Origin of the sequence: Fictibacillus aquaticus (genome assembly GCF_002245695.1) — a bacterium.
In the GTDB taxonomy this organism is placed as follows: domain Bacteria; phylum Bacillota; class Bacilli; order Bacillales; family Fictibacillaceae; genus Fictibacillus; species Fictibacillus aquaticus.
Genome location: NZ_NOII01000002.1, coordinates 226,125 through 242,485, shown reverse-complemented (window position 1 = coordinate 242,485; position 16,361 = coordinate 226,125). Strand labels below are relative to the sequence as shown.

13 protein-coding genes, 1 other RNA gene and 1 other annotated feature are annotated in these 16,361 nt (G+C 45.3%); of the genes, 12 read left to right on the top strand and 2 right to left on the bottom strand.

Going from position 1 to position 16,361, the window contains the following annotated elements:
- The first annotated feature begins 48 nt into the window (after window positions 1-48).
- The 9 genes from recJ (at window position 49) to CGZ90_RS09100 (ending at window position 11,094) form a co-directional block, all read left to right on the top strand.
- Window positions 49-2,397: a single-stranded-DNA-specific exonuclease RecJ gene (gene recJ / locus CGZ90_RS09135; protein WP_094252072.1), complete on the top strand. Its 2,349-nt coding sequence runs from the start codon at window positions 49-51 to the stop codon at window positions 2,395-2,397.
- Window positions 2,398-2,421: 24 nt separating this feature from the next.
- Window positions 2,422-2,934 carry an adenine phosphoribosyltransferase gene (locus CGZ90_RS09130; protein ID WP_094252071.1) on the top strand — a complete coding sequence of 171 codons (513 nt, stop codon included), beginning with the start codon at window positions 2,422-2,424 and terminating at the stop codon, window positions 2,932-2,934.
- Window positions 2,935-3,574: 640 nt separating this feature from the next.
- Window positions 3,575-5,764, top strand: a complete 2,190-nt coding sequence (locus CGZ90_RS09125) for a RelA/SpoT family protein (RefSeq protein ID WP_094252070.1) — start codon at window positions 3,575-3,577, stop codon at window positions 5,762-5,764.
- Window positions 5,765-5,780: 16 nt separating this feature from the next.
- A complete protein-coding gene (dtd, locus tag CGZ90_RS09120) occupies window positions 5,781-6,218 on the top strand; it encodes a D-aminoacyl-tRNA deacylase (protein ID WP_094252069.1) in 438 nt (145 codons plus the stop codon).
- Between the two features lie 68 nt (window positions 6,219-6,286).
- On the top strand, window positions 6,287-6,442 hold the full coding sequence (locus tag CGZ90_RS20725; RefSeq protein ID WP_165766805.1) for a hypothetical protein: 156 nt from the start codon (window positions 6,287-6,289) through the stop codon (window positions 6,440-6,442).
- A 57-nt stretch (window positions 6,443-6,499) separates the two neighbouring features.
- Window positions 6,500-6,738 (top strand) — a binding site (T-box leader).
- Window positions 6,739-6,801: 63 nt separating this feature from the next.
- On the top strand, window positions 6,802-8,070 hold the full coding sequence (hisS, locus tag CGZ90_RS09115) for a histidine--tRNA ligase (protein ID WP_094252068.1): 1,269 nt from the start codon (window positions 6,802-6,804) through the stop codon (window positions 8,068-8,070).
- 11 nt (window positions 8,071-8,081) lie between these two features.
- Window positions 8,082-9,866, top strand: coding sequence for an aspartate--tRNA ligase (gene aspS / locus CGZ90_RS09110; RefSeq protein ID WP_094252067.1), 1,785 nt, complete (start codon window positions 8,082-8,084; stop codon window positions 9,864-9,866).
- 89 nt (window positions 9,867-9,955) lie between these two features.
- Window positions 9,956-10,130, top strand: a non-coding RNA gene (ssrS, locus tag CGZ90_RS09105) — 6S RNA.
- 196 nt (window positions 10,131-10,326) lie between these two features.
- Window positions 10,327-11,094, top strand: a complete 768-nt coding sequence (locus CGZ90_RS09100) for a tRNA threonylcarbamoyladenosine dehydratase (RefSeq protein ID WP_094252066.1) — start codon at window positions 10,327-10,329, stop codon at window positions 11,092-11,094.
- Window positions 11,095-11,725: 631 nt separating this feature from the next.
- Here CGZ90_RS09100 and CGZ90_RS09095 read toward each other — a convergent pair.
- Both CGZ90_RS09095 and CGZ90_RS09090 read right to left on the bottom strand, forming a co-directional pair.
- Window positions 11,726-12,520: an RsfA family transcriptional regulator gene (locus CGZ90_RS09095; RefSeq protein WP_338032232.1), complete on the bottom strand. Its 795-nt coding sequence runs from the start codon at window positions 12,518-12,520 to the stop codon at window positions 11,726-11,728.
- A gap of 119 nt (window positions 12,521-12,639) precedes the next feature.
- Window positions 12,640-13,974 carry an AAA family ATPase gene (locus CGZ90_RS09090; RefSeq protein WP_094252064.1) on the bottom strand — a complete coding sequence of 445 codons (1,335 nt, stop codon included), beginning with the start codon at window positions 13,972-13,974 and terminating at the stop codon, window positions 12,640-12,642.
- 136 nt (window positions 13,975-14,110) lie between these two features.
- Between CGZ90_RS09090 and CGZ90_RS09085 the strand changes: the two genes are divergently transcribed.
- From CGZ90_RS09085 to CGZ90_RS09075, 3 genes are read left to right on the top strand one after another with little or no spacing between them, the layout of a single operon-like run.
- Window positions 14,111-14,818 (top strand): YczE/YyaS/YitT family protein, encoded by a 708-nt coding sequence (locus CGZ90_RS09085; RefSeq protein ID WP_094252063.1) that lies wholly within the window; start codon window positions 14,111-14,113, stop codon window positions 14,816-14,818.
- A complete protein-coding gene (gene cymR, locus CGZ90_RS09080) occupies window positions 14,751-15,170 on the top strand; it encodes a cysteine metabolism transcriptional regulator CymR (protein ID WP_094252062.1) in 420 nt (139 codons plus the stop codon). Before CGZ90_RS09085 ends, cymR begins: the two co-directional genes overlap by 68 nt.
- A gap of 22 nt (window positions 15,171-15,192) precedes the next feature.
- Complete coding sequence (locus CGZ90_RS09075; RefSeq protein ID WP_094252061.1) at window positions 15,193-16,332, top strand: cysteine desulfurase family protein; 1,140 nt, start codon at window positions 15,193-15,195, stop codon at window positions 16,330-16,332.
- The last annotated feature ends 29 nt before the right edge of the window (window positions 16,333-16,361 follow it).

Sequence of the window (16,361 nt, the reverse complement as noted above, 5' to 3'; positions counted from 1 at the left end):
CCTCTTGCCCGCTCTTGTATAATAGACGGGTTAAGAGGTGATTTTTTAATGCTGCAACCAAAGACGCGCTGGATAACATCACATGCGCCTAAAGACAAAATCGATGCGCTCGCATCAAGCATGAACCTTCCTGAAGCCGTTGCGCAGCTTCTGATTTCAAGAGGCATGGAGACGGAAGCAGCCGTGGAGAAATTTTTAAAAGGCGGCGTTGATGATTTTCACAATCCTTTTTTGATGGACGGAATGAAAGAAAGTGTAGATCGGATTATTTCTGCGATCGAAAATAATGAAAAAATACTCGTTTTCGGAGATTATGATGCTGACGGAGTGAGCAGCACTTCGGTAATGTGGTACACACTTAAAGAGCTCGGGGCGGACTTTGATTATTACATACCAAACCGCTTTACTGAAGGCTACGGTCCTAACGAGCCTGCCTTGAGAAAGGCGAAAGAAGACGGCTTTTCACTTGTTATTACGGTTGACACCGGAATTTCGGCCGTCGATCAGGCTGCAGCTGCTCGTGAGATGGGGCTGGATTTTATTATCACAGATCACCATGAAGCACCGCCGGTATTACCCGATGCCTACAGCATTATCAATCCGAAAAAGCCTGGATGTTCTTATCCGTTTAAAGGGCTTGCCGGTGTTGGAGTCGCACTGAAAGTAAGCCAGGCGCTGCTTGGCCGTGTGCCTGTTCACTTGTTTGATATTGGCTGCATCGGTACGATTGCAGACCTTGTCCCGCTCGTCGATGAAAACAGGCTGATTGCCAGAGAAGGCATCAAAGCTCTTTCGCGCACGAATAAAAAAGGCCTGATCGAACTGCTGAAAGTGTGCAACATTAAAGATAAAGAATTGACAGCTGAGCATATCGGCTTTGCCGTAGGACCAAGAGTGAACGCTGCGGGGAGACTTGATTCTGCTGACCCTGCAGTCGAGCTATTTATTACAGATGACAGCGAAACGGGAGAACGCCTCGCTAAGCAAATCGACAGCATCAACAAAGAGCGTCAGGCAATCGTCAATGAAATCACCGAAGAAGCAGTGAAAATAGTTGAAGAAGAGTTTCCGCCTGCCGAGCAGTCTGTGCTGGTTATTGCAAAAGAAGGATGGAATGCCGGCGTTATCGGAATTGTAGCTTCAAGGCTGGTTGAGAAATACTACAGACCGACAATCGTTTTGAGTATTGATCATGAAAAAGGGACAGCGAAAGGGTCAGCCCGAAGTATCGCTGGTTTTGATATGTTTGAAAACCTGTCCCTATCCCGAGATATCCTGCCGCATTTTGGAGGACATCCGATGGCAGCTGGTATGACCCTCTCGCTTCATGATGTAGATGAACTGCGAAACCGGCTGAACAAACAGGCAGAAGAACAGCTATCACCAGAAGATTTTCAGCCGATAACTGCAGTCGATCTCGAGCTTGAGCTTTCTGACATCTCACTCGAAACGGTCGAACTGATGGAGAGACTTGCGCCATTTGGCACGGGGAATCCAGCTCCAAAAGTTTGCTTGCGTAATGTACCGGTAAGGGAGATGAAGAAAATCGGCAGCCAGAGCAACCATCTGAAGATGCAGGTGGGTGATTCACCATCGAAGCTGCTCGACTGTATCGGTTTCTTTAAAGGAGCTGTGATTGACGAGATCGCTCCATACTCTCTTGTTTCCTTCGTTGGAGAGCTTAATGTGAATGAATGGAACGGATTCCGCAAGCCGCAGCTGATGGTACAGGATATTGCCGTAACCGACTGGCAGTTATTTGACTACCGCGGCCTTAGAGATATTGCTTCAAGGCTGGCTGATCTGCCGGAAAAAAGAACGGTGTATGTGAGATTTTCACAAACAGCACTTATCAAGCACGTTCAAGAAAAACCATTTGTATTTGAAGCAGAAGAAAATCAACTGCCTCCAAAAGGGCTGCTTGAAGGAAAATATGCCGTCTTTTTGGATGTCCCTTCTTCACTAGCTCACTTTAAAGAATGGCTGGAAGAGGCAGGACAGCCTGACAGGATCTATGCTGTTTTCCATCACGAATCAGATCACTTTTTCTCTACCATTCCTTCAAGAGACCAATTTAAATGGTATTATGCATTCCTGATGAAAAAGGGACTGTTTCATATCGATAAACAAGGTGAAGAGTTAGCAAGATGGAAGGGATGGTCAAAAGAGACAGTAGATTTTATGTCAAAGGTGTTTTTTGAACTTGATTTTGTTACAATAGAAAATGGTGTCATTACTGTTAAACATCAGCCGGTGAAAAAAGATCTAGAAAGTTCTGAGCTTTACCGGAGAAAACTCAATTTTGCTGAACTGGAAAGCGGTCTAGTCTACTCTTCCTACCAGCAGCTGAAGCAGTGGTTTACAGACATTAAACAGCATGAGAAGATCGTGTTTTAACAGATTTTCAGGAGGATTTATATAATGGATTATAAAAAGTACATTTCAGTAGTGTCTGATTTCCCGATCGAAGGAATTCGTTTTAAAGACATCACATCGCTTATGATGGACGGAGAAGTATATAAAAAAGCGATGGATGACATTGCAGAATATGCGAAAGATAAGCAAATCGACGTGATCGTCGGACCTGAAGCGAGAGGCTTTATTGTCGGCTGCCCAGTTGCTTACACACTCGGCCTCGGGTTTGTTCCTGTGCGCAAAGCAGGCAAGCTTCCGCGTGAAGTGATCAAAGTGGATTATGGCCTGGAATATGGAAAAGATGTGCTTACGATGCACAAGGACGCAATCAAGCCAGGTCAGCGAGTTCTCATCACAGATGACCTCCTCGCTACAGGAGGTACGATCGAAGCAACAATCAAGCTGGTTGAAGAGCTTGGAGGAGTTGTGGCAGGAATCGCGTTTATGATCGAGCTTACTTACTTAGATGGACGTAACAAGCTTTCAGGTTATGATATTTTCACATTGACACAATACTAAGACATAAAAGAAGTACCCTTTTTTGAGGGTGCTTTTTTTAAATAAGACTTCTTTCTAAAAGATGTTGCTTTAAAAAGTTCAGTGTAAGTGCCTCTGAGTGTAGGTTAAAATTTAATTTAACTATGAGGAAATCGATTGTATAATATTTCAACTGTTTTGCCTGACGCTTTTATCACTCGTCATCTTGAATCCATCATTGATAAAGTTGATCGGAGTGAAAGGTGCCGACTCCTACGTGCGATGTCTTGCTGCGTAGCCTTCCTTATCCAGCGGGATGAGTGAGACAGGTGAGACCTTCCAAAGGCGCGTGCGACGGAAGGGCTCACCTTGTCCAGCAGAAACGGCTAGCCCCTCGAGGTCAAATGAGAAAGTGCCCAATAAGTCAAAGACCGACTTACCGGTCCCTTTCTCATTTGCTTGTCGGGGCTGAACGAGCCATTCCTGCTTTTCGCCTCACCCCGCGGAAAGCGTGCACCTGAAACGGAGATCAACCACTTCTTTGAATTCTTAATTCTTAAAAAGTCACATAGATAACGAAAACAGCTTTATTTATAAAGGGAATTCGACATTTTTCTTATATTGCTTTACATGGGTGAAGTTTTTAAAGATAATAGAAGCAATATACATTGATAAACATTAGGTGATTCTATTGACGATCGAGCAAGTGCTGCAAAAAGCGGAGAGCTATCTTTCGGATAAAGACCTTGCTTTTATTAAAAAGGCATATGAATATGCGAGAGACGCACATGAAGGGCAGTTCCGCAAATCCGGAGAGCCTTATATCCACCATCCCGTGGCTGTTGCGGGTATTTTGGTAGGACTTCAAATGGATCCTGTAACGGTAGCGGCAGGGTTTCTTCACGATGTTGTTGAAGATACGTCTGTAACGCTGAAAGATATCAGCGAACAGTTTAATGAAGAAGTGGCCATGCTCGTTGATGGTGTGACCAAATTAAAGAAAATTAAATTTAAGTCCAAGGAAGAGCAGCAGGCAGAGAACCACCGCAAAATGTTCGTTGCGATGGCTCAGGATATACGCTGTATCTTAATCAAGCTTGCTGACCGCCTTCATAACATGAGAACGCTGAAGCATATGCCGAAAGAGAAGCAGATCCAAAAAGCGAATGAAACACTTGAGATTTTTTCTCCCCTCGCTCACAGGCTTGGTATCTCTACGATAAAGTGGGAGCTGGAAGACGTAGCTCTTCGCTACTTAAACCCGCAGCAATACTATCGTATCGTTAACCTGATGCAGCAGAAGCGGGCAGAACGTGAAGAATATGTACAGGAAGTCATGAACGAAATAAAAGACAAGCTTCAGGAAGTCCATATCAATGCGGAAATCTCGGGGCGTCCAAAGCATATTTACAGCATATATCGTAAGATGGCGATTCAGGGAAAGCAGTTTAACGAAATTTATGATCTGCTCGCTGTCCGTATTATCGTGAACAGCATAAAAGACTGTTATGCTGCGCTTGGCATCATCCATACATGCTTCAAGCCGATGCCTGGCCGCTTTAAGGACTATATTGCGATGCCGAAAGCGAATATGTACCAGTCTCTTCACACAACAGTGATCGGCCCGAAAGGTGATCCGCTGGAAGTTCAGATTAGAACTTCTGATATGCACCATATCGCCGAATACGGGATTGCCGCCCACTGGGCGTACAAAGAAGGGGCTCCTAAAGCTCCAGTCAATTCGTTCGAGGATAAACTTTCTTGGTTCAGGGAGATCATCGAATGGCAGAACGATGCCACAAACGCTGAAGAATTTATGGAATCGCTCAAGGTGGATTTGTTCTCTGATATGGTCTTCGTTTTCACACCAAAGGGTGATGTGATCGAGCTGCCAGCAGGTTCTGTACCCCTTGACTTTGCCTACCGCATCCATACAGAGATCGGAAACAAATGCATCGGTGCGAAAATAAACGGCAAGATGGTCACTCTGGACTATAAGCTGAAGACTGGGGATATCATTGAGATTCTCACAAGCAAACATTCATACGGGCCAAGCCAGGACTGGCTCAAGATCACTCAGAGCTCTCATGCCAAAAACAAGATCCGCCAATGGTTTAAGCGTGAGCGGCGTGAAGAGAACGTAGCAAAAGGCAAAGAGATGATTGAACGCGAGCTTAAGGATCGCGGCTTTGACCTGAAAGAAGTCTTTACGTCTGATAACCTGCAGACCGTTGCGCAGAAATACAATTTTTCCGGCGAGGAAGATATGTATGCTGCTGTCGGTTATAACGGCATCACAGCTGCTCAGGTCGCTACAAGGCTTACAGATAAGATACGGCGCAAAAAAGAACAAGAAGCGGATCCGTCCGCACTGCTTGATTCTATCAGAGAATCAAGACCGCCTGTCCCGAAAAAGAAAACCGACTCCGGCATCGTTGTTAAAGGCATTGATAACATGCTGATCCGCCTTTCTAAATGCTGCAATCCGGTTCCAGGAGACGATATTGTCGGCTATATTACAAAAGGCAGAGGGGTCTCAGTGCACCGGAAGGACTGTGTCAACGTCCTGACAGATGATGCACAGGTCAGGCTGCTTCCTGTTGAGTGGGAAGGCAGCGAAGAACAGCCTAAAAATTATAACGTAGATATCGAGATTAACGGATTTGACAGAAGAGGTCTTCTGAATGAAGTTCTCCATGCTGTTGCAGAGACAAAGACCAATATCACGGCAGTATCGGGGAGATCAGACAAGAACAAGATGGCGACCATCAATATGTCAGTATCTATTCAAAATGTTAACCATCTTCAGAAGGTAGTTGAAAGAATCAAGAGAATACCTGATATTTACGCGGTTAGACGTGTGATGCAATAAAACGGAGGTATCCATCATGAGAGTTGTTTTACAGCGCGTGAAAGACGCTTCTGTAACCGTCGAAGGCCAAGTCGCAGGAGAAATAGGCATGGGTCTCATGCTGCTTGTCGGCGTTACTCACGAGGATTGTGAAAAAGAAGCAGACTACCTTGCTGAAAAGATCGTAAACTTGAGAATTTTTGAAGATGACGAACAGAAGATGAACCTTTCTTTGAAAGATATCGGAGGGAGCATTCTTTCAGTTTCTCAGTTCACGCTATATGGAGACACGAAAAAAGGCAGGCGTCCAAATTTCATGAGTGCCGCCCGTCCAGACCATGCTGAACCTCTATACCATTATTTCAATGATGCTCTTCGGAAGCACGGGGCAGAGGTGCAGACAGGCGTTTTCGGTGCGATGATGGATGTTTCATTGACCAACTCAGGCCCAGTGACACTTATTTTAGAAACTTGAAATAAAACGATATTCTCTGGCTACACTAACTAAAAGATTATTTGGTTGTGAGCCGGAGGATGGTACATATGAAAAAAGACAGAAAAAGAAACATAGAACTGATGAGTGTCGATTTCCACCAGTTCCTTTTGAAAGAACAAAAAGCGAATTCGGTTGAACTCGCAGAAGAGTTCGGCCTTTCTCTTCAGCACATCAGAACTTTAAGAAAAAAGATGAAACGATAATAATTTAGGTTGACAATTATCACTATGCGGCAGTATTATAGAAAACAATTCTAACAAAGAAAACTGATGACGGGGAAAAGTACCATTGCTCCACAGGGATAGAGAGGGAACGCCGCGGCTGAAAGCGCTCCTGCCTGATGACACTGGGAAAGACACTCCTGAGGCTTAAATTCGAACGGTATTTTATACCCTGTAGAGTGAAACGTGGGCAATCGTTACTTGCAACAGAGCGGAAGCAGTCTTTAATACTGCTTCAACCAGGGTGGCACCGCGGGGTTATAACTTCCGTCCCTTTTGAACAAAGAAATTTGTTCAGGGGATGGGAGTTTTATTATTTTTATACAGTTGGAGGGTATGAGATGAACATTAATATACCTAGAGGAACGCAGGATATTCTTCCTGGCGAGGTAGAAAAGTGGCAGTACATCGAACAGAAAGCAAAGGACATCTGCGGGCGTTTCCGTTACAGCGAAATCCGAACGCCGATCTTTGAACATACTGATCTGTTTGCCAGAGGAGTAGGAGATACAACGGATATTGTGCAGAAGGAGATGTATACGTTTCAGGATCGCGGCGACCGCAGCCTGACGCTCAGACCGGAGGGAACAGCACCTGTCGCACGTTCGTACGTTGAAAATAAAATGTTCGGGCAGGTTTCGCAGCCTGTAAAGTTATTCTATATCGGGCCGATGTTCCGCTACGAGCGTCCTCAAGCTGGGAGGTACAGACAATTCGTCCAGTTCGGGATCGAGGCGATGGGATCTAATGACCCGTCCATCGATGCGGAAGTAATGGCTCTTGCTATGACGATGTATCAGGAACTTGGATTGAAAAGCATCAAGCTTGTACTGAACACCCTTGGTGATTTAGAAAGCCGCAAAGCGCACAGAGAAGCGCTGATCGCTCACTTTAAACCGCGCATCGAAGAATTTTGCAGTGACTGTCAGAACAGGCTTGAAACGAATCCGCTGAGAATTCTTGACTGCAAAAAAGACCGCGGACACGAGCTGATGGCGAATGCGCCTTCCATCCATGACTATTTAAACGAAGAGTCGAGCGCATATTTCAGCGCTGTTAAAGAGTCTCTTGATCTTATGGGCATCACTTATGTTGTCGATCCGACACTTGTCAGGGGCCTTGATTATTATAATCACACTGCCTTTGAGATCATGAGCGATGCAGAAGGGTTCGGTGCGATCACAACCCTAAGCGGCGGCGGCCGGTACAACGGACTAGTCGAGGATCTTGGAGGACCAGCCACACCTGGGATTGGTTTTGCGATGAGCCTTGAGCGGCTGCTGCTGGCACTCAAAGCGGAAGGCGTTGAGCTGCCGGTTACGAACAAGCTTGACTGCTATCTTGTAACGATGGGTGAGGAAGCTAAGAGCAAAGCACCTGGCATCCTTTTCGATCTTCGTAAAGCTGGGATATCTGCAGAAAAAGATTATCTTGATAAAAAAATGAAAGCACAATTTAAAGCAGCAGATCGAGAGAATGCCAAATTTGTGGCTGTTCTTGGAGATGATGAGCTGGCAAATGAACAGATTAACATTAAAGACTTGAGTACAGGGGAACAGGTTCAAGTTCCACTGGACGAAGCTGCACAATACATGAAAGACCGTTTATAGGAGGAAATAACATGGAGCTAAGAACACATCATTGTGGAAAAATTACAGAAAAGCTAACCGGAGAAAAAGTAACGATTAACGGATGGGTACAGAAGAGAAGAGACCTTGGCGGGCTGATCTTTATTGATCTGCGGGACCGTTCAGGCGTTGTGCAGGTTGTATTCTCTCCTGACGTTTCGGCTGAATCATTAGCTGCAGCAGAAAAGGTGCGCAGTGAATACGTTCTTTCTGTTTCTGGGACAGTTGTTGCACGCAGCGAGGGCACAGTGAACGAGAACATTGAAACGGGAAGAATTGAAATACACGGTGATTCTTTAGAGATAATAAATGCTTCTAAAACACCGCCATTCCAAATTGCAGAGGATTCTGATATCGCAGAAGACATCAGACTTAAATACCGTTATCTCGACCTTCGCCGTCCGATCATGCAGGAAACGCTGAAGATGAGATACGAAGTGACAAAATTCATGAGAAACTTCCTCGATTCTTACGAGTTTATGGAAATGGAAACACCAATGCTCACAAAAAGCACACCTGAAGGAGCGCGTGACTATCTTGTTCCAAGCCGTGTTCATCCAGGTGAATTTTACGCACTGCCGCAATCGCCGCAAATTTTCAAGCAGCTGCTTATGGTGTCTGGTTACGAGCGTTATTTCCAGATAGTCCGCTGTTTCCGTGACGAAGATCTTCGTGCAGACCGCCAGCCTGAGTTCACACAGGTCGATATTGAAACATCATTCATGAGCCAGGAAGAACTGCTGAACATGATGGAAGATATGATGTCGAGCTTAGTTCAGCAAGTAAAAGGAATGGAGATTCCAAAGCCATTCCCGCGCATGACGTATAAAGAAGCAATGGAACGGTATGGATCTGACAAGCCTGACACAAGATTCGGACTTGAGCTTACAGATGTTTCATCTCTCGTTCAGCAATCCGGATTTAAAGTCTTCGCCTCGGCGGTCGAAAACGGCGGTTATGTAAAAGGCCTTAACGTCAAAGGGAAGGCAGCAAACTATTCCCGCAAGGATATCGATACACTAGGTGAGTTTGCGGCACGCTACGGAGCAAAAGGGCTTGCTTGGCTGAAGGTTGAAGAAGGCGCGCTAAAAGGACCGATCGCAAAATTCTTCGATCAAGAAGAGGCAGAGGCACTTCTAAAAGCCTTTGATGCTGAAAACGGAGACTTGCTTCTATTTGTGGCCGACAAGCCGTCAGTTGTGGCTGACAGTTTAGGTGCACTTCGTCTTCATCTTGGAAAAGAGCTGGGCTTAATCGACGAAAGCAAATTTAATTTCCTTTGGGTTGTTGATTTCCCGCTCGTTGAGCATGACGAGGCAGCAGGACGCTATGTTGCGCTTCACCATCCGTTCACGATGCCAAAAGAAGAAGATCTGCATTTGCTTGAAACAGATCCCGCAAACGTCAGAGCTAAAGCGTATGACCTCGTTCTGAACGGCTATGAGCTTGGCGGCGGTTCTCAGCGTATCTATCAGCGAGATGTGCAGGAGCTGATGTTTAAAACTCTAGGCTTTACTGAGGAAGCTGCACGTAAGGAGTTTGGCTTCTTGATGGAGGCTTTTGAATACGGTACTCCGCCGCACGGCGGCATTGCGCTTGGGCTTGACCGTATAGTGATGCTCTTGGCAGGAAGAAGCAATCTAAGAGACACGATCGCCTTCCCGAAAACAGCTTCTGCAAGCTGTCTGCTGACAAACGCTCCATCAAGTGTAAGCAGCCAGCAGCTCGATGATCTGCACCTAAAAGTCAACATAAAAGAGACTGTTGAACAAAAATAGGTAAAAAGTTTGAAATGTTAGAATATTTCGCGAAAAGCTTGTTTCTGTATTGAATGGAGCAGCGTTCTGTGCTATTCTTTTCTTACAACAAAGTCCTAAGATGTTCGTTATGACCGAATGTTTTGAGCCAACATTTTTTACTAGGGAGTCTGCGTTTCTGCCTGGCGTACATGCCTCATACGAGGACTTACAAATTGCGGAACGGGGCACCCACCTGCTGAGCAGGTTCAAAACTTAGGGAAAGACGGCATTCTTGGGACTTTCCCAATTTAAATGAACAAAACCTCGCCAATTTTGGCGAGGTTTTTTTAGGGTGAAAATTTTATTGATCAAGCCGCAGCTTCTAGATTAATCTTTTAGAAAGTAAATCCTTGTAATTCCATATATAAAGTTGATTTTAGAATAAAAAGTGGCTATTCTTAATTAATGAACGTCAAGAGATACGAAGGGAGTTTCTTTTATGCTTCATCAATTTTCAAGAAACGAGCTTGCTATTGGCAAGGATGGATTACAGGCATTAAAAAACAGCACGGTCGCTGTATTAGGCATCGGGGGTGTCGGCTCCTTTTCAGCTGAAGCGCTAGCCCGTTCAGGTGTGGGCCGCTTGCTGCTCGTTGATAAAGATAATGTAGATATCACGAATGTGAACAGACAAATACATGCGCTCATTTCAACGGTTGGAGAACCGAAAGTTGATTTGATGAAGAAAAGGATTGCAGAGATCAACCCGGACTGTGAAGTGATTGCATTAAAAATGTTTTATACAGAAGAAACGTATGAGCAGTTTTTTGGTTACGGACTGGATTTTGTGGTTGATGCTTCTGACACGATCACTTACAAAATTCATCTTATGAAAGAGTGCTTGAAGAGAAAAATTCCGATCATCTCGAGCATGGGTGTGGCGAACAAACTGGACCCTACCAGACTCCGCATCACAGATATTTCTAAAACAAGCTACGATCCAATCGCTAAGGTGATCCGCCAGCGGCTGCGCAAAGAAGGGATACACAAAGGGATCCCTGTTGTGTTTTCTGACGAAAAGCCAGTTCAGATCCGTGAAGAAATTCGTTCCGAAATCGTTCCGGAAAATGCACCAGGTATCAGGAAGGCAAAGATGCCGCCATCGTCCAACGCGTTCGTTCCATCTGTTTCAGGTCTTTTTATGGCAGGCTATGTAATAAATAAGCTTCTCGAGAGCCATAACATCACAGTCGAACGTATACGCTAAAAGAAGCAGCAAAAAGCAGGAACCAGTGAGAGCACTGAAAAGTTTTTTACTAACAGGTATGAAGCGGTGATTTCCGCTCCAAGGTGCTGAGCTTTCCGCGGGGCGTGCGGTGAGCCCCTGCAGGAGTCTCGCACCCTTCCGCTTCACAACGAAATCTCATTACAAATGAATAGAAACAAACCTTAAAAATGCTCAAGATCAAGGGCTTCTCATGAACAATCACATGTGAAGCCCTTGATCTTTCTTTATTAAAAGTTTTTTAAAAAAGATGATTGTTTTGATCGATTTGTTTTTTTACAAGTTCAGCGGGGTGCTCTGAACAATTTTAATTGCTTTAGCTAATTCTTTCATTACGTTCGCTTAATCTTCTTGAATCCATCATTGATAAAGTTGATCGGAGTGTAAGGTGCCGACTCCTGCGGGACGAACGGTCAGGTGAGACCACTTAGGCGCATAGCGGCAAGGGGGCTCACCGCCCGCCCCGCGGAAAGCGTGCGCCTGAAACGGAGGTCAACCGCTTCTCTGATTTCTATCACTGCATGCAGAATACCTTACGAAAACAGTAATACATAAAGAAAAACCGGTGAAATTCTACCGATTTTTCAGTGGCTTCCGCTAAGGATCCTGCTCTTTATTTTGCAACTCTTTCAAGATTTCCGTTCTTGTCCATACGAAAGCTTTGGTTGGCAGGATCTGTTTCATCCTGCAGCAGCACCATTTTTCGGGCGCGGTCCATGATCTGTATTAAAGCCTGGTAATCTTCCTGAATGGTTTTGTATTCTTTTTCAAGAAGTAAGACTTGATCTCTCAAAGTCCGGTTTTCCTGCTTCAGTTCAATTAACTGCAGCTTCAGCTCTGAATTTTCTGCTGCAGCTTTTCCTGAAGAAAGGCCGTTGTGCTTGAGGTTCTCTAAGAAACTAATTACCTCATCCAATGAAGTAACGCTTGATTGCTCAGAGGAACCAGATGGCGTTTCATATACTGGCGCGGGTTCTTCCATACTGGAAGAAGAGTGCGCAGTATAAGCCGTTTTGAAAAATTCGTCCGGGTTGTATACCTCATCATCTAGCAGACGGCTTGGCACCATTTCACCGCCAAACATAGGTTGAGAGGAAGGTGCTGGCTGGACGACAGGCGGCGGGACCGTCTCATGTACATGCCTTGGCTTTTGCTGCTGCTTTGCAAGAGAACGCTGTCGTTCTTTACGCTGTTTTTTTGCTATTTTTAATGCCTGCTCATATCGTTTGCGAACGATTGCGTTCCATCGGAATCCGACCGCGGCCGATGTGCGCTCCAATTTATCTCCTACCTCTTCAAAAGCATGCAGCTGTGTGCTTCCCTCTCTGACGTGGCGGAGTACGGTTTCCGCAAGCAGTAGATCATCTTCTTCAGACCAGGCGTCCTGTCTTAGTTTTGACACTATCATCAACTCCTTGATTCGTTAATTTAGGATGATAGTGTCATTTTTGCCAGAGCGTTCTATTTATATACGTACTTATCACTAAACTTTACTAGTTTGAGAAAAAAGGATAAAAGAGTGATAGATTACTTTTCTTTCTTTTTACGGTCATTAAAATATTCAAGCCTTTTCTGCACGTTTTTTTCATATCCTCTGTCTGATGGCCGGTAGAAGGTTTTGTTTTTAAGTGAATCTGGCAAATATTGCTGAACAGCATAGCCATCGGGATAGTCGTGCGGATATTTATAGCCTTCACCATGACCGAGTGAGCTTGCGCCTTTATAATGAGCATCGCGAAGGTGAAGCGGAACTTCTCCCGTCTTTTCCTTTTCAACCGTTCTTAATGCAGCATCTATGCCTGAAATAACAGCGTTGCTTTTGGGTGCTGTTGCAAGATATAGAGCTGCTTCAGCGAGCGGTATCCTGGCTTCAGGCATGCCGATAAAATCTGCAGCATAGCTAGCTGCCTGAGCGACTAATAGTGCGTTCGGGTCCGCTAGCCCTATGTCTTCTGCTGCATGAACCATAAGACGTCGAGCGATAAAGCGAGGATCTTCACCCGCATAGATCATTTTTGCCAGCCAGTAAAGGGTAGCATCCGGATCCGAGCCGCGGATGCTTTTTATGAAGGCAGAGATCGTATCATAATGGTTGTCGCCTTTTTTATCATATTGAAGGACGCGCTTTTGAATGGATTCTTCGGCAGTTTGAAGAGTGATCTTAATGCTGCCGTCAGCATCCGGTTTTGTGGTGAGGACAGCCAGTTCGACCGCATTAAGAGCGGTCCGTGCATCTCCGTTCGCGACATTCACGATATGCTCCATTGCTTCGCCGTCGATTGAAACAGTGTGCTTTCCAAAGCCTTTCTCCTTGTCAGACAAGCTTCTATTGATCACATCTTTAATATCTTCATCCGTCAAAGGCTCGAAGCGAAAGAGACGGGAGCGGGAAAGCAGGGCTGGATTAATCTCAAACATCGGACTTTCTGTAGTTGCTCCGATCAAGATGACTGTTCCGTCTTCTACGAATGGGAGGAGTGCATCCTGCTGGCTTTTATTAAAACGGTGAATCTCATCAATGAACAAAACCGTTTTTTCTTCATCAAATTTCAGTCTGTCTTTTGCTTCTGATGTCAGCCGTTTAATATCCGCAACACCAGAAGTTACGGCATTCAGCTGTTCAAAATGAGCTGAAGTCGTATTGGCGATCACTCTTGCAAGTGTTGTCTTTCCAGTACCTGGCGGACCGAAAAAAATGATCGGTGTAAGCTGATCGGCCTCGATCGCGCGGCGAAGGAGCTTGCCTTCCCCGACAATATGCTTCTGCCCGAAAAATTCATCCAGTGTCTGCGGCCGGAGACGGCTTGCCAGCGGCTGGCCGGTATTACCGCCAGAACGAGTTTGATAATCAAATAAGTCCATAATTGTTCTCCTGTATCGTACGTCTGTTCTCTTATGCTCTGACATTACTATACAAGCACCCTAAATGCAAACAGCTGGTTTTTCATGCTATAATAAGCAAGATTTAAATAGAAAAGCTGACGGAGTGAACGCATAGATGACAGATAAAAATAGGTCCATGACCCGCAAGTCCATTCAATGGCTTGTGTTTTTTTCAGGACTGCTGATTATGGCGTTCGGTGTTGCTTTAATGATTTCAGCGGAGCTTGGAAGTGCTCCATGGGACGTACTGCATATCGGCTTATTCAAGCAGTTTGGGCTTAGCATCGGTTCATGGTCCGTTATAGTCGGCTTTGGGATTATTGCAGCGACGGCATTGATGGAACGGAAGCCTCCGATGGCAGGAGCGTTCTTGAATATGCTTTTCGTCGGTGTGTTTATCGATGGATGTTTATTACTTCCTTTTATGAAAACCCCTGACTCGCTTCTTTTGAAAATGACGATGCTGTCTGCAGGGATTATTATTTTGGGTTTTGGTATAGGACTTTACATAGCGTCTGACTGCGGTGCTGGACCGAGGGACCATTTTATGCTCGTCATGACTGAAAGAACGGGCGTGAAGGTTTCTAAAATCAGGCTATATATGGAGCTCGCTGTCCTTTTTCTTGGTTGGGTGATGGGCGGCCCTGTCTCTTACGGAACGATAATATTTTGTCTGGCGATCGGAAGCATCGTCGGTATCACCCTTCCATTTTGCAGAAAAAGAGTGAACGTAATTTTAGACTGGAGTGAACATGGTGAAAATATCAACAAAGGGAAGATACGGCTTGACCATCATGATGGCATTAGCGAAAAAGTCAGGTGAAGGGCCGATTGCATTAAAATCTATTGCTAAAGAACATAGCCTTTCTGAGCATTATCTGGAGCAGCTGATCGCACCGCTGCGGAATGCAGGACTCGTAAAAAGCATTAGAGGAGCTTATGGCGGCTACGTTCTTGCTAAAGAGGCAGCAGATATCACAGCCGGTGACATAATCCGTGTGTTAGAAGGGCCGATCACGCCTGTCGAGGTTTTGGATGACGAAGAGCCGGCAAAACGCAACCTTTGGATCAAAATCCGTGATGCCGTTAAAGATGTTCTGGATCATACGACATTAGAAGACCTTGCTGCTTATGAAGATGAAGGCGGCCAAGATTCGTACATGTTTTATATTTAGAGCTGGGAAGTAGGGATATTTCATGAATAGAATTTATTTAGACCACGCAGCGACGTCTCCTGTTCATCCAGAGGTCGTTGAAGCGATGCTTCCGTATTTTACGCAGCATTTTGGCAATCCTTCTAGCATTCACTTTTATGGAAGAGAAACAAGAAAGCTGCTGGATGACACGAGAGCTGCAGCCGCTAGAAGTATCGGCGCAAAACCGAATGAGATCATATTTACGAGCGGCGGAACAGAAGCTGATAACATGGCGGTCATCGGGACAGCGGAGGCAAGGAAGTCTGATGGTAATCATATTATAACGTCAGCAGCTGAGCATCATGCGGTGCTTCATGCATGTTATGAACTCGAGAAAAAAGGTTTCGAGGTGACGTACCTGAAGACCGATGAGGAAGGGCGTATTTCGTTAAGTGAGCTTAAGGAATCATTAAGAGAAGATACGATACTCGTTTCCATCATGTACGGGAACAATGAAACAGGAACGGTTCAGGATATACAAGAGATCGGTACGATTCTAGGCAGCCACAAAGCTTATTTTCATAGTGATGCGGTACAAGCTTATGGTCTTGCGAGCCTCGATGTAAACGAGTTGTCACTCGACCTTATGAGCGTTTCTGGACATAAGATCAATGCTCCGAACGGCACAGGCTTTTTATATGTGCGTGATGGAGTCAGATTATCTCCGCTTGCATTTGGAGGAGAGCAGGAAAGAAAGCGGCGAGCTGGTACAGAAAACGTCGCGGGTATCGCTGGCTTTAACAAAGCTGTTGAGCTGATGATTACCCAGAGAGAAAGCCGTGTAGAGCTATACCGCTCGTTCCGCATTAAGCTGCAGGATGTTTTAAAAGAAAACGATGTTGAATTTTTATATAATGGCAGCAGCGAACATTTCCTGCCGCATGTGCTGAACATCAGTTTTCCGGGAGTGAAAACAGAAGTACTCCTTGTGAACCTTGATATGGCAGGCATCGCTGTATCTAGCGGATCGGCATGCACTGCCGGAACGATGGAGCCTTCTCATGTGCTGACTTCCATGTTCGGCAAAGATGAGCGGACGCGTTCTGCCATCCGCTTCAGCTTCGGTTACGGAAACACAATGGAAGAAATCGAGAAGGCTGCAAATGAGACAGCAAAAATCGTGAAAAGACTGAAGAAATAATGTACACTGTTTCTCATATGCAGTTAACA